General features: G+C 62.4%; 17 protein-coding genes. 4 read left to right on the top strand and 13 right to left on the bottom strand.

Annotation, left to right across the window (positions count from 1 at the left end):
* The 3 genes from VFE81_RS28060 to VFE81_RS28050 form a co-directional block, all read right to left on the bottom strand.
* Positions 1-890, bottom strand: an 890-nt coding sequence (locus VFE81_RS28060; protein ID WP_325047698.1) for a response regulator, incomplete at its 3' end; no start/stop codon positions are given.
* Between the two features lie 79 nt (positions 891-969).
* Positions 970-1,449: a response regulator gene (locus VFE81_RS28055; protein WP_325047697.1), complete on the bottom strand. Its 480-nt coding sequence runs from the start codon at positions 1,447-1,449 to the stop codon at positions 970-972.
* 78 nt (positions 1,450-1,527) lie between these two features.
* A complete protein-coding gene (locus VFE81_RS28050; RefSeq protein WP_325047696.1) occupies positions 1,528-3,138 on the bottom strand; it encodes a sensor histidine kinase in 1,611 nt (536 codons plus the stop codon).
* 406 nt (positions 3,139-3,544) lie between these two features.
* Here VFE81_RS28050 and VFE81_RS28045 point away from each other — a divergent pair, with 406 nt between their 5' ends.
* The gene (locus VFE81_RS28045) at positions 3,545-4,039 is read left to right on the top strand and encodes a hypothetical protein (protein WP_028196609.1); all 495 of its coding nucleotides are present in this window, start codon (positions 3,545-3,547) and stop codon (positions 4,037-4,039) included.
* Positions 4,040-4,043: 4 nt separating this feature from the next.
* Here the strand turns inward: VFE81_RS28045 and VFE81_RS28040 are convergent, their stop codons facing one another.
* Both VFE81_RS28040 and VFE81_RS28035 read right to left on the bottom strand, forming a co-directional pair.
* Positions 4,044-4,289 carry a hypothetical protein gene (locus VFE81_RS28040; RefSeq protein WP_325047695.1) on the bottom strand — a complete coding sequence of 82 codons (246 nt, stop codon included), beginning with the start codon at positions 4,287-4,289 and terminating at the stop codon, positions 4,044-4,046.
* Positions 4,289-6,754, bottom strand: coding sequence for an AsmA family protein (locus VFE81_RS28035; protein WP_325047694.1), 2,466 nt, complete (start codon positions 6,752-6,754; stop codon positions 4,289-4,291). Before VFE81_RS28035 ends, VFE81_RS28040 begins: the two co-directional genes overlap by 1 nt.
* A gap of 185 nt (positions 6,755-6,939) precedes the next feature.
* Between VFE81_RS28035 and VFE81_RS28030 the strand changes: the two genes are divergently transcribed.
* Both VFE81_RS28030 and VFE81_RS28025 read left to right on the top strand, forming a co-directional pair.
* A complete protein-coding gene (locus VFE81_RS28030) occupies positions 6,940-7,650 on the top strand; it encodes an ABC transporter ATP-binding protein (protein ID WP_325047693.1) in 711 nt (236 codons plus the stop codon).
* Positions 7,647-8,453, top strand: a complete 807-nt coding sequence (locus VFE81_RS28025; RefSeq protein ID WP_325047692.1) for an ABC transporter permease — start codon at positions 7,647-7,649, stop codon at positions 8,451-8,453. Before VFE81_RS28030 ends, VFE81_RS28025 begins: the two co-directional genes overlap by 4 nt.
* A 22-nt stretch (positions 8,454-8,475) precedes the next feature.
* On the opposite strand, the gene VFE81_RS28020 is transcribed toward VFE81_RS28025, so the two are convergent.
* The 6 genes from VFE81_RS28020 to VFE81_RS27995 all read right to left on the bottom strand — a co-directional run bounded on the left by VFE81_RS28020 (position 8,476) and on the right by VFE81_RS27995 (position 16,572).
* On the bottom strand, positions 8,476-9,039 hold the full coding sequence (locus VFE81_RS28020; RefSeq protein WP_325047691.1) for a DUF6013 family protein: 564 nt from the start codon (positions 9,037-9,039) through the stop codon (positions 8,476-8,478).
* Positions 9,040-9,271: 232 nt separating this feature from the next.
* Positions 9,272-10,288 carry a zinc-binding alcohol dehydrogenase family protein gene (locus VFE81_RS28015; protein WP_325047690.1) on the bottom strand — a complete coding sequence of 339 codons (1,017 nt, stop codon included), beginning with the start codon at positions 10,286-10,288 and terminating at the stop codon, positions 9,272-9,274.
* 339 nt (positions 10,289-10,627) lie between these two features.
* Entirely contained in the window at positions 10,628-10,927 is a 300-nt protein-coding gene (locus tag VFE81_RS28010; RefSeq protein WP_325047689.1) for a hypothetical protein, read from the bottom strand.
* 47 nt (positions 10,928-10,974) lie between these two features.
* Positions 10,975-13,950 (bottom strand): DNA ligase D, encoded by a 2,976-nt coding sequence (gene ligD / locus VFE81_RS28005; RefSeq protein WP_325047688.1) that lies wholly within the window; start codon positions 13,948-13,950, stop codon positions 10,975-10,977.
* A gap of 69 nt (positions 13,951-14,019) precedes the next feature.
* Entirely contained in the window at positions 14,020-15,003 is a 984-nt protein-coding gene (locus tag VFE81_RS28000) for a Ku protein (RefSeq protein WP_325047687.1), read from the bottom strand.
* A 321-nt stretch (positions 15,004-15,324) separates the two neighbouring features.
* Entirely contained in the window at positions 15,325-16,572 is a 1,248-nt protein-coding gene (locus VFE81_RS27995) for a cytochrome P450 (protein ID WP_325047686.1), read from the bottom strand.
* 367 nt (positions 16,573-16,939) lie between these two features.
* On the opposite strand from VFE81_RS27995, the gene serB reads away from it, so the two are divergent.
* Complete coding sequence (serB, locus tag VFE81_RS27990) at positions 16,940-17,779, top strand: phosphoserine phosphatase SerB (RefSeq protein WP_325047685.1); 840 nt, start codon at positions 16,940-16,942, stop codon at positions 17,777-17,779.
* Between the two features lie 234 nt (positions 17,780-18,013).
* On the opposite strand, the gene VFE81_RS27985 is transcribed toward serB, so the two are convergent.
* Both VFE81_RS27985 and VFE81_RS27980 read right to left on the bottom strand, forming a co-directional pair.
* Positions 18,014-18,463 (bottom strand): hypothetical protein, encoded by a 450-nt coding sequence (locus tag VFE81_RS27985; RefSeq protein ID WP_325047684.1) that lies wholly within the window; start codon positions 18,461-18,463, stop codon positions 18,014-18,016.
* Between the two features lie 180 nt (positions 18,464-18,643).
* On the bottom strand, positions 18,644-19,828 hold the full coding sequence (locus VFE81_RS27980; RefSeq protein ID WP_325047683.1) for a cystathionine beta-lyase: 1,185 nt from the start codon (positions 19,826-19,828) through the stop codon (positions 18,644-18,646).
* Between the last annotated feature and the right edge of the window lie 9 nt (positions 19,829-19,837).

Genomic DNA, 19,837 nt, shown 5'->3' with positions numbered 1-19,837 from the left:
ATGGCAAGGAAGCGGTCTTTCGCACGATTGGCTTCTTCGGCGATCTGACGGGCAGCCTGCTCCGAGGCAAGCAGACGCTCGCGTTCCTCGATGGCCTCGCGCTGCGGATGAATGTCCGTGCAACTGCCGAACCATTTGCTGACATTGCCTTCGGCGTCGCGCATCGCGACGGCGCGGACGTCGAACCAGCGATATTCGCCGTCGTGGCGGCGAATCCGCAGTTCGTGCCGATAATCACTGGCGCCGCTCGTCACCGCCTTGAGCCAGGTATGGCGAATCTCTTCACGATCGTCGGGATGCACCGCATCGAGCCACGCGAGCCCGTAGGAACTGCTTTCCCCCAAGCCCGTGTAGTCGAACCACTGCTTCGAAAGGAAATCGCAATCGCCCGCGGCATTGCAGGTCAGCACGAGGTGCGGCAGCGCCTCCGACAGCGTCCGGTAATGCTGTTCCCGGTCGCGCAGCAGCAAGGCATCGTCCGACGCCTTCTGCAAGCGCACTTGCGAGAGCACCCGTTCGACGGCCTCGGGCAGATAATCGAGGTAGTCGCCGGATTTCGGCACCACGTCGGATACGCCCGCGCGCAACGCTTCGATCACACGGGATTCGTCAGTGAAACCGGTCACGAGGATGGCGGGGATCCGCACGCTTTCCGCGCGCAAGCGGCGAAAGAAGTCGAGGCCGGTCTCCGGCCCGCTGAGTTGGTAGTCGAGAACCAGCAGGTCGGGCGTGCCCACGGCGAGCCGCTCGCGGGCCGCTTCGACACCCGCGCAGATGGCGACCCGGCAGCCAGCGCGTTCAAGCGACTTGCGCGCGAGCCGCAGGATGCCCTCGTCGTCATCGACGACCAGCACATACGCGGCGGGCTGCGTGGACACTTCTTCGGACATGCGGAGTCTTCTTTGGCTAGGTCTGGTGTAGCTATCTTGTCATGGGCCGCTTTCGGAGCGCCTTCACATGAACCTTACGTCATGGCGCGGCCAGCCGGTGGCCCGGGGGCAGTTTGACCACCTGCAGGAAGAAGCCGAGACGGCGCACGGCTTCGATGAACGCGTCATATTCGACCGGCTTGGTGATATAGACGTTGCAGCCCAATTCGTAACAGCGCGCGATTTCGCGTGGATCGTCGGTCGTGGTCAGCACAATCACAGGCACCGCGGCTGTCTGCGGCGAATCCTTCAAACGCCGCAACACCTCGAAGCCATCCACGCGCGGCATTTTCAGATCGAGCAGCACGACGAAATTCGTCAGATCTTCGCGAGGCGGGTAAGGGCTTGCGGCGGCATCCGCCGGCGCCGGGCCGAAGAAATAGTCGAGTGCCTGCTGGCCATCGCGAAAGCGCACGAAACCGTTTGAAATGCCGGCACGGCGCAGATTGCGCTCGACCAGCGTGGCGTGGCCGTCGTCATCTTCGATCAGCACAATACTGACCGTTTCCCCGTGACTCATATGCCCTCCGTGCTGACTATCTGTTTTCGCATCATGCTCTTAATTGTTCCCACCGTTTCCTCAAGGGCCTGGCCCAGCTCAATTGCGCGCGGGCTGTTCCGGCAATACGACGAAAAAGGTCGACCCCGCGCCTTCTGCCGACTCGACCCACACGCGGCCGCCATGCCGTTCCACCGCCCGCCGCACCACCGCAAGGCCGATGCCGTCTCCGTTCGCGACGTCGCCGTGCAGACGCTGAAACGCCCGGAACACCTTCGACATATACGCCGCCGGAATTCCGAGGCCATTGTCGCGTACATAATAAGTGCGCGTGCGCAACGCGCGCGGTTCCGTCTCGTCGACCGGTTCCGGCTCCAGCGCACCGACCTCGATGCGCCCATTGCGTGCCGGGTCGAGATAATTGAGCGCGTTACCGATCAGGTTACTGAAAATCTGCTCGATCGCGCCCGCGTCACCCCATGCGGGCGGTAACTCGCGCACAGTGACCACCACCGCGCGCTGACTGATCACGCCCTGCAGCGCGTCGACCACACGGCCCACCACCCGGCCCACACTCACCCGCTGCCACTGGTATTCGAGCCGGCCGGCACGCGAAATCCGCAAAAGCGCGTCGATGATCGCCGCCGCCCGCGTTACCGCGGTGCGTAGATATTGCAGAGACTCGCGCACATCGCCGTCGAGAATATGCACCATACGCCGATGCTCGGCCTCGGGCAGTTTCGCCGCCTCGACGATGCTGTCCAGTTCGTCGCACGATACCTGTAATTCTTTCGAAAAGCCTTGCAGATTCACCAGCGGCGAGCGCAGATCGTGCGATACGCTATAGATGAACATTTCATTGTCTTGCGTCTCCTGCCTCAGCTCTTCGTTGACGCCCGCCAGTTCCTGCGCGCGTGCTTCGAGCCGCGCTTTCAGCCTGGCCTGCTCACCATCGGCCTCGCGCAGGCGCGCGCCCGTCTGGTGCAGCACCGCGTCGAGCGCGGCAATTTCGTCGTTGCCGGACAGCGGCGCTGCAAGCTGCCGCCCGCGGCCCAGACGCTCGGCATTGCCCGTCAACACCTCCAGGCGCCGGCCGATGCTGCGCGCAAACACCATGGCGGTGGCCGCCCAGATCAGCATCGAACCCAACACCGCGGCAATCAGCGCGTATTGCTGGCGTTCGCGCCGCCTTGCGAGAGCCGCGCCGCGCTCGGTGTCGAGCCGCGAGGCCTCGTTACTAAATTCAGCCAGCTGTTCGCGAAACAGCGCGATCTGCCGGGGAAGCGCACCCGAGTCCAGCTCGGCAAGCGAATTCAGATTGTGTCCTTCGTGCAGAGCCTGCGAGATCGTGGCGGCCTGCGCACGATACGCTTCGATCGCCTGCTGCATCTTGCGCACGCGCTCGACCTGTTGCGGCGTATCGGCCACCAGCGATTCGAGATTCGAAAGGCGGTCGCCGAGATCGACCCACACGGTACGGCGGTCGATAAACAGCGGATCGCCGAGGACCATGCCCGTGCGAACCCGCGCGGCCTGACGCAGCAGCGGGTCGACAATGGCCGACGACTGATAAAGGATCTGCTTGCTGTTGCTGACCCGCTGCGCGGCCTGCGCTGTTTGCTCCTGGGTATCGAAGACGACGCCCAGAAGCGCCAGCTCGACCACGCTCGGCACTGCAATCAGCAGCAGACCCTTGGTGAATAGTTTCATGTTCGCCTGAAGGGTCGTTCAAGCCGTGGCGGTACGCACGGACCACGCGCCTCGCATCGCCCTGCCACCCCGCGCCTGCAGGCCATTGCGATGCAGGACTGGCGGGCATGCCACGGTGCAGCCGGACGGGCCATTATCGACGTGAATGTGAGATATTTCAACGTAGTGGCAAGATGCGCTCGCCCACACAAAAATGACTTTTTTATTGGTACGAGATGTTTTTTCAGCGGCGCGTGCGTCTATGATGGAGACAGATGTGCTGGGAAGCGAAAGCGCGCGGCGAGGCGGTTCGGCATGGTTCGTGCGGGAGGCGGTGGGGCGGCGTAGACGTCGAATCATCGTGAATCCGGCCTTGTCGTATGCTATAAAAGATCGACGTGCGGCGCGCGAAGCCGGGAGTTGTCGCATGAGGACGCTGCGTTTCTTGCAATTCTTTTTCAGGCGAATTTTTATGTCCTTCCCGAAAAAGCGTAGGCGCGCGAAGGTGGACGGCGATGAGTCGTTCCTCGCGGTACTACGGCATTTCAAGCCGTTCGGTCAGCTCGACACCAAAATCGCGCGCGCTCGCGCGCAGGACGAGCCGGTGCTCTATGCGCATGTGCTGCCTGGGCTCGACGTTCTCCTGTGCAGCGTACGAGGCGCCCAGCCACCCTATCCAGCGCCCGCCGAATTGCGGCGCCGTTGTATCGAATCCATCACCAATGCGTTGGAGCAGCCGCTCGATGGGCTCGAGAATGGCGGGTATTGGTATGAAGCCGATGGGTTTGGGTTTCTGGTGTTTGCCAGCCGGGCCAGAGGCAAGATCCTGACGGAGTTTGGCGCCACCCGTGTTGGCGGCGCCCGGCGAGGGGTTCGCAGACAGGATGCTGCGGGAGATGCCGCTCCGCGCTCCTTAAGGTAATCGATTATCTTTTTCTTTCCCGTGGCAACGCCGTTGTCTGCATGTCTACGGCGTTGATCCCGTTGTTCTCTTTTGCCTGCGCGGCGCCTGTTTGCCTGCCCCGCGTGCCAACGCCATCACCTTTCCTTTTCCTGCCCGCGTGTTGGCGTTCGCCCCGTACTGCGGGAACGCTAATCAGCCACAAGAAAATAAAGGAAAGGCCGGCGCCGAAGGACCAGCGCCACCAGTCCGCAGGCATGGCAAAAAGCATCAGTTCCCCTTATATTCGGCCGCACTGGCCGGTGACTTGACCGCCGGCTTCTTTTCGGCCCCAGTCGGCGAGGAAGCGCCTGCGGCAGACTTGTTGACCGGCGCGCCGTCGAGGGAAATGGCCGTTTTAGGCTGCTGCTTGACGCCCGGCGGCGGCGCGGTCGGCGCCTGACGAACCTGAGACAGCAACTGCCCGCACGGCAGCGGTTTGTTATTGCTGGGCGCGAGCAGCGGAATCAGCGCCGCAAACGGATTGATCAACCCGAGTCCGATAGCGGCACCCCCTCGAAGCGCCAGCGCGGCGGCATCCACGCCCACGTGCGGATTCTTGAACGTCCCCTTCACATACAGCGGCGAGCGTAGCGAAAACACCCGGAAGCCCTTGGTATGCGGGTGTACGCCAAGATTCATCGATTCGTCGCGCAGATTCACATTGCCGTCGATGTTGATCACCGCGTCGTCCGTGTCGAGCGCAAAGACACGCGAATCCAGCACGCCGTTCGTCGCGACAAAATCCGCCGCCGCGCAGTTGATCTTCACGTCGCGATTGCCGAACAGCTTTTCATAGACTACGTTGGCCACGTTCAGCCCCGCTGCTTCCATCAGCAGGCGACTCACCGTGCCGTCGGTGACCAACGCCTTCACCTCACCGTTCGACGTCGCCGCCAACGCCGCCGGCGAATTGCCTGTCGCGGTCAGCGCGGCGTCGCCGTTGATTTCGCCAAGTGCGTTCTGCATCGTCTTGAAGTTCGGGAACAACTGCTTGAGCTTCAGATGCCGCGCCGAGGTCGCGAAGCGACCCTTCAGCGGTGTGGTGCTGCCGTCCAGATGAATATTCGATGACAGCGAACCGCCCGCCACGCCGAACTTCAGCGGCTCGAACGACAGCACGCCGTCGGTCATCACGACGTGCGTGTACAAGTCCGTGATCGGGAGGTTGGAGTCCTTGACGATGCGGCGGCCCGTGAATTTCACGTCGGCGTCGATCGACTTCCAACGGTCGGTGCGGAATTCTTCGACGGGCAGTACCTTGTTGCCCGGCTGCGCTGTCGCATCGCCGCGCTTGGCCTTGCTGGCTTTCGAATCCGCACCGATGATCGGCGCCAGATCGGAGAATTGCAGCAGATGCGACACCAGTTCGCCCTGCAACAGCGGACGCGGCTCACGTGCCGTATAGGTCAGCGAGCCATTCAGATCGCTGCCACCCACCCGGCCCGTGAAATTTTCATACTTGAAGACATTCCCGCTGGACTTGAACTGGCCCACGAGGCGCCCGTCAGTCGCATAAGGCGGCGTGTCGGGCAAAGTCACGCCCGTCAGCGAATACAGCCGCGCCAAGCTGTTGCCTTGCAGCCAGAGGCGCAAATCGACCGCGGCAAGATGCGCCGGATCGGTGATCGTGCCCACAAGACCGACGCGCAGATCGCCGGCCTTCACATCGGCCTGAATCGGGAACGGCCGGTTCGCGTCCTGCAACGCCAGCACGCCACCCACCTTGCCGCTACCGGACACCGGCGTCTTGTTGTAGGTGCCCTTGACGGTCCACCCAATCGCGTATGGCGGGATCACCGGCTTCGCACCGTTCGCCGTACCCCCCGCCTCGCTGGCGTTCGACGCCGATGCTATCGCCGCGCCGCTCGCGCCCTCGCTTGCACCGTTCGCCCCACTGGCAACCAGCGCCCCCGACTCGCCATTCGCCGCTGTCGCGCCCGACGCGCTAATCTCCGTCGACGAAGCGCCTGGAGCCGCCGCAGCGGACGCCGCCGCGGCCTGCGCGTTCGTCTGGGCGGTGAGCTTGCTCGCGCCCGCTTTACCCACCGCCTCCGCCGAGGCACTGCGTGACGCCGCCTCCTGCTGCTTCATCGCCTCGCCGATCGGAATCGGCTGGCCGAGCGTATCGATCGCCATCTCCATCTCGACCTTCTTCTGCTGATCGGACAACGCGATATTGCCCTTGGCAAACGCGATGTCATGCAGATCGAGCTTCCATTCGGAAGGCCCGCTGGACGACGCCAGTTTGAAAGTCCAGTTGTTGCGCCCGTCGAGCAGCCGTTCGAGGTCGACCGACGGATTCACGAGATTGATCGCGGGAATCACGATGTCATGCGTGAGCAGCGGCAGCACCTTGACCTCGAAGTCGATTTCGTCGAGCGTCGCGAACTGCGGCTGTTTGGTCCAGTCGGGATTGCCTACCGTGATGTTGGCCGCCGAAAAACGCGGCCAGGGCACCCAGCCACGCCAGCCGGTCTCGCCAACCGGATGCTGCCACCCCACTTTCAGATCGCCATTGATCGCGAACGGCCGGCCGATTGCCTGCGTGACCTTGTCATTGACATAAGGCCGAGCCCGGTTCCAGTCAAAGGTCAGGATGAAAATTGTCAGCGCGACAATCAGAATGACGATGATCGCCAGCAGCCATGCGATGATTTTTCCTATCCGCATTCCAATCGTGCGCGACACTGCCATTGAGAAGCTCCGTCCTTGTTCTTCGTTGTGCATCGGGGCAGCACGTATCGTGCCTGGTAGTATTGTTTGACAGATGCCGTTTTATCATGCCGTACCGTTCGGGCACAGGTTTCCCTGCCATGAAAACGTCAATGAATGTCATGGCGGCCTCCGAATCCACGCAAAAATCCACCGCGATCCCACTCATGAAAGATGTTCCCTTCGTCCTCGCCGACGGCATCGCCCGGCGCGATGCCTTGCGCGGGCAAACGCTGCTGCAACCGACGACCTTCGCCCTGCACGCAGGCGACCGTGTCGCGGTCACCGGGCCGTCGGGCTCGGGCAAAAGCGTGTTTCTGCGCGCCCTCGCCCTGCTCGATCCGCTCGATGCGGGATGCATCATGTGGCACGGCGCGCCGGTCGAGCGCGCGGCCATTCCGCGTTACAGGCGCAACGTCGCGTATATCCGGCAGCGGCCCGCGCTGCTCGACGGCAGCGTCGAAGACAATCTGCGTTACCCGTTCGAATTGCGCACCTATCGCGATGTGCGCTTCGATCGCGCGCATGCGGCGAGCCTCGCCGCCCAGGCCGGCCGCGGCGACGATTTCCTCGACAAGCGTGCGAGCGAGTTGTCCGGCGGAGAAGCGCAGATCACCGCGCTGATTCGCGTTTTGCAACTCGCGCCCGAAGTGCTGCTGCTGGATGAACCCACCGCTTCGCTCGACCCGGAATCGTCGCACGCGATCGAGGCGCTGGTGCACGCGTGGTTCGCGGCCGACCCCGCGCGGCATGCCTCGATGTGGGTGTCGCACGATCCGGCGCAAGCCGCGCGCATGAGCGAGCGGCACCTCACAATGCGCGCCGGTGTGCTCGGCGAACCCGCTGTCACGCCCGCACGTCAGGAGGTCGGCCAATGACATTGCAAAACCTGAGTTTGTGGGACGTCGCGATCGCCGCGTTACTGATCGTGGTGAACGGTGTGGTGTCGGTGGCGCTCAAGCTCGATCTCGAACGCCAGCTCGCGTGGGCGGCGGTACGCACCGTCGTGCAGTTGCTGGCAATCGGCTATGTGCTCGGCTGGGTGTTCCGTTACGACCACTGGTTCGTGGTGTTGCCCTTGATGGCCGTCATGACGCTGATCGCCGGCTTCGCGGGCGCGCAGCGCGGCAATCGCACCTATGCGGGCCAACGTGTCGACAGCGTGCTGTCGATCTGGGTCAGTTCGTGGCTGGTGGCGGCGGTCGGGCTCTTCGTCGTGATCCGCATTCACCCCTGGTACGAGCCACAGTACGCGATTCCGATTCTCGGCATGATCCTCGGCAATACGCTGACCGGCGTGTCGCTCGGCATCGAACGGATGACCGAGGAACTGACCGCGCGGCGTGACCGTGTGGACATGGCGCTCGCGCTCGGCGCGACTCGCTGGGAAGCGGCGCAGGCGCCTGCGCGCCAGGCGGTGCGCGCGGGCATGATGCCTACGCTGAATCAGATGGCCGTGGTCGGCGTGGTGAGTTTGCCCGGCATGATGACCGGGCAGGTGCTCGCCGGTCAGTCGCCCTTGCAGGCGGTGCGCTATCAGATCGTGATCATGTTCCTGATAGCAGCGTCGTCAGCTTTGGGGACAGTGGGCGCCGTGCTGCTCACGTATCGGCGGCTCTTCTCGGCGGAACACAGGTTTCTCTCCGCGCGACTGGTGGAGCGGGCTGCGGCGCGGCGTTGAGCGAAGCCGCGCCGCGCAACCCTTAACGTTTCGCGGTGACCGCTACTTCAGTGCCGTCACTGAGCGTCAGCGTTTTCGTGCTGCCGTTGACCGGCATCGTAAAACGCAGAATCTGGCTGACGGTCACGTCATTCGGACACTTGAGCGTTTTGCCGCCGCTCGTCACCGTCTTCACGCCGTGCGGCGTCTGCGCCTGAAAGCTCAGCTGCACAGACGCCGTGCCGTCGCCGGCGACGACCGGTGCAAAGCGGATCTGCGTCTGACGAATCATCGCGCCGTTGGTATCCGTCGGAAGCGACGAATAATTCGGACAGGTATCCGTTGCGGGCACGGGGCCGCCGGGCGGCACGGTTTTCCACGTGAAATCGTCCGATTCGCCAGAGCGGATCGTGCGCGTTTCCTGTGAATTGCCGAACTGTTTCGACGTGACGCGGACCGTGTAGCGGATCGGACCGTCGAGGGCGGCCTGCGACGTCACCGTGATCGGTGTGGCCGCGTGCGCCGCCGGCACGAGCATGCCGGACGCGAGAGCGCATGCGAGAGAAGCGACAACTGAAACGGCGGAGAGTTTGAAGCTGGAGCTCATACTGTCACCTCGTTGTTGTGCCGCTGCGCGCTCGCATAAGCGCTACTGCCGATGCACCGCCTGACCAAAGCCTTGAAGCCTGATGATGCCGGCTTGAGGCCCGGCCAGACGGGCCGCGAGACACGCAACTGTTTTAGCATGATGCCCCACCAGTCTACCGCCAAGCGGCGCTGCGCGCGCTTCATACGAATCGGGTGTTACCCCGCTTGCGGTGAAGCGTTTATTGCGCTGTTTAGAAGCCCGTCAGCACCAGCTTGCCGATCGCGCGCCCCTCTTCGAGCTGTTGATGTGCACGGCGCAGATTCGCAGCGTTGATCTTGCCGAGATCCTGTCCCACCGTCGTGCGCAACGTACCGGCATCGACAAGACGCGCTACTTCGGTCAGCAGCTTATGCTGCTCGATCATGTCCGGCGTGCTGAACATCGAACGCGTGAACATGAACTCCCAGTGGAATGCCGCGCTTTTCGCCTTCAACAATTCGACCGGCAACGGCCGGCTATTTTCGACGATCGTGCAGATGCCGCCCTGCGGCTTGAGCACTTCAGCGGCAGCGGGGAAATTCTTGTCGGTATCGTTGAAGATCAGCACGTAATCGACCTGGTCGATGCCGAGCTTTTTCAACTGCGCGGGCATATCGCCGAAGTGATCGACGATGTGATCCGCGCCCAGCTCCGTCGCCCACTTCGCCGATTCAGGACGCGAGGCGGTCGCGATCACTTTCAGTTTCGCAAGTTGTTTGGCCAACTGGATGCCGATCGAACCGACCCCGCCCGCCCCGCCGATGATCAGCACCGTGCGGCCTTCGTCGGCGCCTTGCGGCGACACGCCGAGGCGGTCGAAGAGCGCCTCCCAGGCCGTGATCGCGGTCAACGGCAAGGCAGCCGCGTGGGTGAAATCGAGCGACGCCGGCTTGCGCCCGACAATGCGCTCGTCGACCAGATGGAATTCGCTATTCGCGCCCGGCCGCGTGATGCTGCCGGCATAGAAAACCGCGTCGCCGACCTTGAACAGCGTGACGTCTGGCCCAACCGCCGCCACCGTGCCGGCGGCGTCCCAGCCGAGCACGCGCGGCGCTTTCTCGACGGTGTCTTTCGGGGCGCGCACCTTGGTGTCGACCGGATTGACGGAAATGGCTTCGACTTTCACCAGCAGATCGCGGCCGGTGGCTTCGGGTTTGGGGATGTCGACGTCGACCAACGATTCGGCTTGATCGATTGGCAAATAACGAGTGAGGCCTACGGCTTTCATCACAGCTCCTGTTCTTTCAGATGAGGTTGAGAAACCGGCGATCGTTGCCGCCGACGCCTGGCGCCGTGCGGGCAATCGATCGCATTGACGTCATCCTACGGCGCTTCGTATTCTTATAAAACCGTCATAATGGCTGAAACATCTTTTTGAATTTATTGGGACGCCAGGCCGGAATGAGTTCGGGGGCGCCCAACGCCGGACCGCATCAGGGCGCTGACCCTCATCGCGTAGCCGCGAGTGCACAGGAGCCGGCTCGCAGCTCGGCTGCGGCCGCGAATGTGTGGACGCGCCGGATCGAAACATCGCGACGTTTCCCAGCGAATCAGCGCGCATGCACCGTCAATGCTTGCCGCGCCCGCCGCCTGCTTTGTCATCGGAATTGACGTTCGTGTGCGCGTCGTTCTGCGTCTTCTGCTGATACTCGTCACCGCCGCGGCGATCCGTGTCCTTCAGTCCGCGTTCGGTGTCGCTATGCGCCTGCTTGCCGACGTGACGCGCATCGTCCTCGTGTTGCGATTCCGGGCTCTGATCGGTTTCATGCGGCAGCGGCGCTGACGCCTCCTGGGGCGAACCCGGATGCTTCTTTGCCTGCGGATCCGCTTGCTTGTCGCCATCGGACGATTGCGGAGAGGTCTTCATGGTTTGCTCCTCTTTCAGGTTGTTGAATGACGCCGGCTGGATCGCGATCACTCCGCGTCATCCAGACGTTTTTTCATTGCCGCGGTGATGCGTTGACGCGTCTTCGCGTAGTCCGCCCACGGGTCGCGCTTGAGGTCTTCGAGACGCTCATGCACGTTTTCGATGGTCCATTGATCGCCGCTCGTCGTCGTGGCGACTTCGTCCCACGAGAGCGGCACGGAAACGCCCAGGCCCGGCCGGGCGCGCGCCGAAAATGCGGCCACCGTACTCGAGCCGCGGTTGTTGCGCAGATAATCGACAAAAATCTTCTGCTTGCGATTCTGCGCACCCATCTTCGCGCTGAAGTATTTGGGCAATGTCGTCGCCATATGCTGCGCGACGGCTTGCGAAAACGCCTTCACGTCGTCCCAGCCCGCGTGCTTCGCGAGCGGCACCACCACGTGGAATCCTTTGCCGCCGCTCGTCTTGCAGAACGAAGTCAGGCCGAGTTCTTCGAGCAGCGAGCGCGTTAGCTGAGCGGCCTCGATCATCCGCTCCCACCCGAGCGACGCGTCGGGGTCGAGATCGAACACCATGCGATCAGGTTTTTCAATGTTCGACGCCACGGCATTCCACGTGTGAAATTCGATCGTGCCCATTTGCGCGGCGCCGACCAGCGCTTTGAGCGTATCGACGGTAATCAGCGGCGGATGGCCCGGGTCGAGTCCGGGATGCTGCTTGACGTTCGGAATCGACAGCTTCTGACTGTGCTTCTGGAAAAACAATTCGCCGCCGATGTCCTCCGGCGCGCGCACCAGCGACACCGGCCGGTCCCGCAGATGCGGCAACATCCAGTCGGCGACCGATTCGTAGTACTGCACGAGATCGATTTTGCGGGTGCCGGTGCTTTTGTCGATGATGCGGTCGGGATGGGACACGCGGACGCCGGCGACTTCGGCTGACGTCGCGGCGGTTTTTGATTTCGCGGCGGCTTGTGTTGCTGGCGTCCTGGTTGCTGCTGCTTTCGCTGAGAGCGTGCTTTTGGCCGGCGTCTTCGCTGCTGCGACTCTCGTCGCTGGCGCTTTCGTTGCAGACGTCTTCGCTACGCTTTTTTTAACCGGCTCTGCTATGGGAGTCTCGATGGTCTTTTTCGTCCTGCGTTTCTTCGGCACGGCATCGGATGCGGTATCGGTTTGCTCTTGCACATCGGCTCCTTTACGGGAGGTTTCCCTGATGATCTGCCGCGCCGGTTTATCGTTGCGCAGACTCACGAACGACGCCTGCCGCACAATGCCATCGCTCGTCCATTCAGCGAAATTGCATTCGCAGACGAGCGCCGGTTCGACCCAATGCACTGGTGTGCGGCTGCGCTCGCGCGGCGCGGCGGCGAACGGCATGCGCTTGATCTCGTGCGCATCGAGCGCTTTCTTGACCGAGCGCAGCAACGCGGCGTCGAAGCCCGTGCCGACACGTCCGGCGTATTGCAATTTGCCTTTGCCATCGTAGACGCCGAGCAACAGCGCACCGAACGCCGCACGGCTACCCGACGGCTCCGAATAGCCGCCGATCACGAACTCCTGGCGCCGTCGGCATTTCAATTTGATCCACACCGACGAGCGCCCCGACGTGTAGTCGCTATCGCGCCGTTTGCCGATGATGCCTTCGAGCGCCATGTCGCATGCGCTCTTCAGCAGATCGTCGGCGCTGAACGCGAAGTCGTTGGAGAAGCGCAATACGCTGTCGTCGTCCCCGTCCATTAACGCGCGCAGGATCGCCCGGCGTTGTTCGAGCGGCACACCGCGCAAGTCGTAGCCGTTCAGAAACGGAATGTCGAACAGATAAATGACGATGTCCTGCGGGCGGTTCGAGTCGAACGCATTTTGCAGCGCCTGAAAACCCGGCACGCCGTTCTCATCGAGCACCACGGCTTCGCCGTCGAGCCATGCGCTTTCGATGTCGAGTTGTTCAAGCGTTTTCACCTGCCTGCTGAACTTCCCGGTCCAATCGTTGCCGGCGCGCGTGAACACCTTGACCGCGCTGGACTTCGCCTTTCGATCGATGCGAGCCAGCACGCGGTAGCCGTCGAACTTGATTTCGTATGCCCATTCATCGCCGGGCGGCGCGGCGTCGACGAGTGTCGCCAGTTTCGGTTTGAAGGTGGCCGGCAACGCGGCTTTGACCGCGCCTTCGATCGCGGGCGATGCCGCAAGCTCGCGCAGCGACTGCGCGCTGCGGGTCGACACGATGTCGGTTTTTTTCGGATCGGCGCGGCTTGACGAGGCAGCTTTTGTCCGGCTCTTGCTGGCGGTGCTTGAGCTTGTGGCGGTGGACCTGTCCGCTGCCGTCTTTGCACTCGTCGCGCGCGTTGTGCTCGCCGCCCTCTTTGCGCTTGCGCTCCCGTGTGCAGACTCGCTCGCAGTCTTCCTTGCAGCGCGCTTCGGAGAGCCTGCGCCCCTGCTGCCCAGCACGCTGCCCGGACGCTTCTTCAGGACGTCGTATTCGCTTTCATCGCGGGCCTCGTCGTCGCGCTCCTTGATCAGCAGCCACTGCTCCTTGTCACCGCTGCCGCGCATATGACTGCGCACCAGCGTCCAGCCGCCGTGCAGTTTTTCGCCGAAGAGCCGGAATTTGAGCTTGCCAGCCTTATACGATCGGGCCGCCTCCGCCGCGCCGCCGACCGGCTCCCATGTCCCGCGGTCCCACACGATCACCGTTCCCGCACCATAGTTACCAGGCGGGATTTCACCTTCGAAAGAGCCATACACGACAGGATGATCTTCGACATGCACCGCGAGCCGTTTCACCGACGGATCGAGGCTCGGCCCCTTGGGCACCGCCCATGACAGTAACGTGCCGTTCAATTCGAGCCGGAAGTCGTAATGCAAGCGACGCGCGTCGTGCTCCTGGATCACATACGACAGCGCCTCGTTCGATGCGCGCGGCGCCGTCCTGAGGTCAGCTTTCTTACGCGCAGGAGCGCCCGATGGCTCCGGCGTCTTGTCGAAGCGTCGCTTGCGGTTGTAGAGATCAAGCCTGTCGTTCATGGAGGTGAACTCTTAGCGGATCGTGTTAGCGCCGGGTTATCTATCAAGTGAGATCGATCAAGTGCGCGCTCAGGCGGCCGCACGCCGTTTGCGTGCCGCCGGCGCCGCCTTGGCACTGGCGCCTCCACTCTTGCCACCACCGCGGCTCGTACTCGCGGAACGAGGCTTCTTGCGGGCTGGCGCGGCCGCTTCAGCATCGCCGGCCTCCTCGTCATCGTCCCCGGTATGCTTGTGCGCGCCCGCCGTCGGCTTGCCTTTGCCACGGCCGAGACTGCGCTTGAGCAGATCGGACAGATCGAGAATGTCGGCGGATCGACGCGATTCGCGCGGCGTCTCGACTTCGGTGATTTCCTCGGTCTTACCCGCGCGAATCTTTCGGTCGACCAACGCCATGATGTCGTCGCGGAACGTGTCGTGGTATTGCGATGGATCCCACTTATCGCTCATGTCGTTGATCAGTTTTTTCGCCATGTCGAGTTCGCGTGCGGTGACACCGGCCGCCTTCATACCCTCGGCCGGCAACTTGAATTCGTCGAAGTCGCGCACTTCGTCGGCCCAGCGCAGTGTGTTCAGCGCCAGCACCGGACCGACTGGAATCAGCGCCGCGAGATGCTGCTTGTTGTGCAGCACGACGCTCGCCACGCCGATCTTGCCCGACGCTTTCATCGCTTCGCGCAGCAGCGCGTACACCTTTTCACCCTTGCGCTCGGGTGTCAGAAAGTACGGCGTGTCGAGATAGAGAAACGAGATGTCAGGGGCGTCGACGAATGCGAGGATGTCGACCGTCTGCGTCGACTCGGGATTGGCCGCGCGAATTTCGTCGTCCGACAGCACGACGTATTGGTCCTTTTCGTACTCGAAGCCGCGCACGATGTTCTCGCGCGTCACCTCCTTGCCGGTGCGCTTATTGATCTGCTTGTAGCCGATCGGATCGATCGTGCGCTTATCCAGCAGATTGAAGCCGACTTTCTCCGACTGCGTCGCCGGATACAACTGGACCGGTACGTGGACGAGGCCAAAGCTGATTGCGCCCTTCCAGATCATGTGTGCCATCGTGCGCTCCCCAAGGCCTAGGACCTACGACGAAGCAGCAAGCGTGCCACGGTTTGGACACCGGGGCTGGCGCGGCGCCGTGCTGGCCGCGATCGGCACCGGCTGTAAGTCTTGCGTTATGTCGGCAAAAGATACGGCGTTCTGCGCCTGTGTAGCTCGATCGCAGCCGCGGTCCGCCGTGCAGGACGCCGCAGGAGTCGGCGCACGCGGAAAGGTGCCCCAGCGAAGTTAGATTAGCAATCGCAGTGGCCGCGTGCGAGCATCGCGCAATGTCCAGCCTGCGTCCTGCCCCTGTCACGGCACCTCGTTTGACCAGCCGCGTCAATCGCTGCTCGCCGGCTCAAGCTCGACCGGCACCGCTGCGAAACCGCGAAACCGCACCCGTCCGCCGCGCGTCGGTTCGCCGTCGAGCCGATACGCCGGAAAGCGCTGCACGAAGCGCCCCACGGCAATGCGTGCCTCGAGTCGCGCGAGCGACAACCCCGCGCACTGATGAATGCCGAAGCCGAACGCCAGATGCCGGTTCGGATCGCGGCGGATGTCGAAGCGGTCCGGGTCCGCGAACTGCTCGGGGTCGCGATTGGCCGCGCCGATGCACAGCGTGACGGGCGTACCACGTGCAACCGCGACGCCGCCGATCTCCGTGTCGGCAGTTGCCATCCGATTGCCCAGCTGATTCGAGCTCTCGAAGCGCAAACACTCTTCGATCGTCGACTCGATAAGCGACGGTTCGCCCCGTAGCGCGGCGCGCTGTTCCGGCCAATCGGCGAGCGTAACGAGACCGTTGCCGATCAGGTTCGTAGTGGTTTCATGACCGGCATTCAGGATGAAGATGCAGTTTTGCAGCAGCTCCGCTTCCGACAACTGCTCGCCGCCCTCTTCGCCCTGGATCAGGCGCGTCAGCACGTCGTGCTGCGGATCGCCGGGTTCGCGACGGCGCCGCGCCACCAGATCGCGCAAATAATCGACGAATTCGCTGACTGCGCGGTTTCCCCGTTCAAGTTGCGCTTCGCTCAACGACGGCTCGAGCGCGCCGAGTATCGCCAGCGACCAGTCGCGCAACGGCTCGCGCTCGGCGTGCGGCACATCCAGCAGATTGCCGATGATCTCGACCGGAATCGCCGACGCGAACTCGCCGATCAGATCGATCCGGCCGCGCACCGCGGCAGCATCGAGCAAGCCATCGACGAGGCGGATCAGGCCCGGTTCCATAGCCGCGATGGCGCGCGCGGTCAGCGCGCCGGCGATCAGCTTGCGCACCCGCGTATGACGCGGCGGATCGTTGAAGACGAGACTGGTGGTGTGATGGGTATAGAGCGGTGAGTCACCGTACTTCGGCTTGAATTCGACGGTCTTGTCGGAACTGAAGGTTTTCGGATCGCGGTAGACCGCCTGAACGTCGCGAAAACGCGTCAAAAAGAGCGAGCCGTCCGGCATGCGCTTGACCGGTTCATGGGCGCGCAGCGCGTGGTAGACCGGGTATGGGTCGGTGTAGAACGCGGGGCTCAGATGGCGCAGATCGAAGTCGCGCGCAAGGGTGGACGCGTCGCTGGCGGTCGCAGGGGGCATGACTTGTCTCCGTGGTGGTGCGCCTCGTCGCGGGTGCCAATGCTTATCGTGCGCGGTGTGCTGCGTGCCTCATAGGCGCTGCGGGCTCGATAGGCTCGATGGCTACGTCGATGGTTGCGAGGCGTCGTTCGAAGCGCCAGTATGACGTGGGCGTCTGATGATTGCACGGGGGATTGCGTGGCGGCAGTATGCGGCTGGCTGCACGGCAAGTTTTCAGGCGAGGCGCTTATATTGTCTATTGTCGGGTCGATAGCCTTCTGCCCGGTTGTAGGCTGCCCAGGCAGTCGCATGCCACCGAACCGTTACAATGACGGAATTTTCTCGCGCGCGTCGCGCGCCCGTCCTTTTCTGCGTCAATGGGTCGTCCATGAACCTCGTCATCCAAAGCACCGCGCCCCTTTCCGCCGACCACCACAAAACGCTCGTCGCGCTCGCGCGCGGCTCGCGCGCCGCCGTCATCGACGCAAACGCGATTCGCATAGCAGATGCGAACATTGCGCAGCGCGCCGACCTCGAAGTCTATTGCGACACGCATCAACTGGACTATGCGTTTGTCGAAGCCGGCCGCCAGTTTCGTGACTTCGGCCTCGTCGCGATGGACATGGACTCGACGTTGATCACAATCGAATGCATCGACGAAATCGCCGACTTCTGCGGGTTGAAAGCAGAAGTCGCCGCGATTACGGAAGCGTCGATGCGCGGCGAAATCAAGGACTTCAACGAGAGCCTGACGCGCCGTGTGGCGCTGCTCAAAGGACTCGACGCCGGCGCGCTCGAACGCGTTTATGAAGAACGGCTGCAACTCTCGCCGGGTGCCGAACAGATGCTGGCCGGTGCGAAAGCGGCGGGATTGAAAACGCTGCTGGTGTCCGGCGGATTCACGTTCTTCACCGAGAAGCTGAAGGCACGGCTCGGCCTCGATTTCACGCGCGCGAACACGCTCGAAATCGTTGATGGAAAGTTGACCGGCAACGTAGTCGGGGAGATCGTCAACGCCGACGTGAAGGCACGCACACTGCGCGAGACGTGCGCCCAACTGGTCATCGAGCCGACCCGCGCGATTGCGATGGGCGACGGTTCGAACGATCTGAAAATGATGGCCGCTGCGGGACTTTCTGTAGCATTCCGCGCGAAGCCGGTGGTGCGCGAAGCAGCCAGCGTGGCGTTCAACCACGTTGGGCTGGATGGGTTGCTGCGATTGTTCTGAAGCTTCAAATTTACGCTGGCTGGTGCAAAGGCGGCCAGCGCCGGTACGAGAATTATTTGTTGAGATGGGCAATCAGGAACATGCCCAACATGGAGATTCCAGTGACTCCGATCACGACGCCATTCCACTTCAGAACAAGGGCGTAGTTTTCGTCAGATTCCAGAAACGTGAATAGTTTATGCATGAGTGCCTCCTAAAAGGAGATCAGTATAAGAGCTGCGTTATCTAAAAAATCTAAATCATATGCACGTGTAGGATTGCAAACAGAGTAGCTGCAAGAGATGTTGCAAGAATCGAAATCGCAATGACCACACGCGACAATGCCCCCGCAGCAAACCGTTCCCGCCCGTCACGAATGCGTGTGGCCGTCTGATCATGGCGTGTATTGACCAAAGACAACATCACGATATTCGAACAGGCGAACGCCAGGATGCAGAATCCGACAATGGCGCCCTCCAGCACAGGCACCGCGCCACGCCCAAGCTCCAGCGCAGTCACCGCCTCATAGGCCGCCGCCGCGCACAGACCGATCGCACACCAGAACAGTTGGCCGTCTTTCACTGATGCGGCGATCAACGCCCTCGCGACGCGCCAGCCGTGCGTGGGTGCGACGAGCGCTAGCGTAAAGATCGGGCCGACAATCGGCACGCCAAGATTCAGCAACATCCAGAATAATAGATTCATCGAAGCTCACCATCGTGCGGTAGTTGTTAGTCATGGTGCGCACCATCGTAGCGTCGATATCCCATGTCGACCATTCGGCCGAATGGTTAGGCTTACTGGCTATCTTGACAAATAAAAAGCCCATCGGGACGAGATCCCGACGGGCTTTTTATTTCAACCTTCAACAACCTGTGCAGGCGTTTAACCCAGCGCCACCAGACACTGTTCGATATCCGCGCGCAAATCGGCCTCTTCTTCCAGTCCGATATAGAACCGCACCAACGTGCCGCGATACGGCCATTCACCTTCCGTACGCATCGAGGCAACGTCGTACGGCATCGCAAGACTGTGCGCGCCGCCCCAGCTCCAGCCGAGCGAAAACAGTTCGAGCGACTCACAGAACGTGTCGATTTGCGCCGCGCTGTAACGTGCGTCGAACACGACTGAGAACAGGCCGCCCGCACCCGTAAAGTCACGCTTGAAAAACTCATGCCCCGGGCAATCAGGCAACGCCGGGTGCAAAACCGCGGCAATTTCCGGACGCGTCTTCAACCATGTGGCGAGGCCAAGCGCCGCACGGTCATGCTGTTCGAAACGCAGTTGCATGGTCGGCAGGCTGCGCAGAATCAACGAGCAGTCATCCGACGACACGCCGATACCCATGCGCATGCGCGCTGCCTTCAGCTTCAGATGCAACTCGCGATCGACGGTGATCGTCGCGCCCATCAGCACGTCGCCGCCGCCCGACTGGTACTTGGTCAACGCCTGTACCGAGATGTCGACGCCGTGGTCGAACGGCCGGAAACCGAGCCCCGCCGACCAGGTATTGTCGATCGCCGTGACGACATTGCGCGCACGCGCCACCGCTGTTATGGCGGGCACATCGGCCACTTCCATCGTGACCGAACCGGGCGCTTCAAGCCAGATCAAACGCGTATTCGGCTGGATCAGATCCGCAATGCCCGCGCCGATCATCGGATCATAGTAGCGCGCCGTGATGCCGAAATCGCGCGCCAGCCAGTCGCCATGATCGCGGTTCGGCGAGTAGACATTATCGGGAATCAGCACCTCGTCGCCGGCCTTCACGAGGCCGAAGTACACATTCGAAATCGACGACAACCCCGAAGGCTGCAACAACGCGTGATTACCGCCCTCGATAGTGGCAAGCCGTTGCGCCAGCGCGAGCGAAGTCGGTGTCGCATGCAGGCCATAGCGCCATTGCGCGTCGTTTTTCCAGTCGAGCGCGCGCATCGTCGCGAGATCGGGGAACACGACCGTCGAAGCGCGCGTCACCGGCATCGAGAAAGATTCGAAGCCCGGCGTCAGCTGATCTTCGGCACGCACGATGCGGGTTTGCAGCCCGCGTTTGAGTTTGGATTGGGTCATGGTGTATGT

Source organism: Paraburkholderia sp. (genome assembly GCF_035656215.1).
Classification (GTDB): Bacteria; Pseudomonadota; Gammaproteobacteria; order Burkholderiales; family Burkholderiaceae; genus Paraburkholderia.
This window is presented reverse-complemented; position numbering and strand designations above follow the sequence as displayed.

Bases quoted from the DNA above. Each gene is read 5' to 3' on its own strand.
- VFE81_RS28055 (WP_325047697.1), bottom strand. From the start codon at position 1,449: ATGAGTCACGGGGAAACGGTCAGTATTGTGCTGATCGAAGATGACGAC.
- VFE81_RS28050 (WP_325047696.1), bottom strand. From the start codon at position 3,138: ATGAAACTATTCACCAAGGGTCTGCTGCTGATTGCAGTGCCGAGCGTG.
- VFE81_RS28045 (WP_028196609.1), top strand. From the start codon at position 3,545: ATGAGGACGCTGCGTTTCTTGCAATTCTTTTTCAGGCGAATTTTTATG.
- VFE81_RS28040 (WP_325047695.1), bottom strand. From the start codon at position 4,289: ATGCTTTTTGCCATGCCTGCGGACTGGTGGCGCTGGTCCTTCGGCGCC.
- VFE81_RS28035 (WP_325047694.1), bottom strand. From the start codon at position 6,754: ATGGCAGTGTCGCGCACGATTGGAATGCGGATAGGAAAAATCATCGCA.
- VFE81_RS28030 (WP_325047693.1), top strand. From the start codon at position 6,940: ATGAAAGATGTTCCCTTCGTCCTCGCCGACGGCATCGCCCGGCGCGAT.
- VFE81_RS28025 (WP_325047692.1), top strand. From the start codon at position 7,647: ATGACATTGCAAAACCTGAGTTTGTGGGACGTCGCGATCGCCGCGTTA.
- VFE81_RS28020 (WP_325047691.1), bottom strand. From the start codon at position 9,039: ATGAGCTCCAGCTTCAAACTCTCCGCCGTTTCAGTTGTCGCTTCTCTC.
- VFE81_RS28015 (WP_325047690.1), bottom strand. From the start codon at position 10,288: ATGAAAGCCGTAGGCCTCACTCGTTATTTGCCAATCGATCAAGCCGAA.
- VFE81_RS28010 (WP_325047689.1), bottom strand. From the start codon at position 10,927: ATGAAGACCTCTCCGCAATCGTCCGATGGCGACAAGCAAGCGGATCCG.
- ligD (WP_325047688.1), bottom strand. From the start codon at position 13,950: ATGAACGACAGGCTTGATCTCTACAACCGCAAGCGACGCTTCGACAAG.
- VFE81_RS28000 (WP_325047687.1), bottom strand. From the start codon at position 15,003: ATGGCACACATGATCTGGAAGGGCGCAATCAGCTTTGGCCTCGTCCAC.
- VFE81_RS27995 (WP_325047686.1), bottom strand. From the start codon at position 16,572: ATGCCCCCTGCGACCGCCAGCGACGCGTCCACCCTTGCGCGCGACTTC.
- serB (WP_325047685.1), top strand. From the start codon at position 16,940: ATGAACCTCGTCATCCAAAGCACCGCGCCCCTTTCCGCCGACCACCAC.
- VFE81_RS27985 (WP_325047684.1), bottom strand. From the start codon at position 18,463: ATGAATCTATTATTCTGGATGTTGCTGAATCTTGGCGTGCCGATTGTC.
- VFE81_RS27980 (WP_325047683.1), bottom strand. From the start codon at position 19,828: ATGACCCAATCCAAACTCAAACGCGGGCTGCAAACCCGCATCGTGCGT.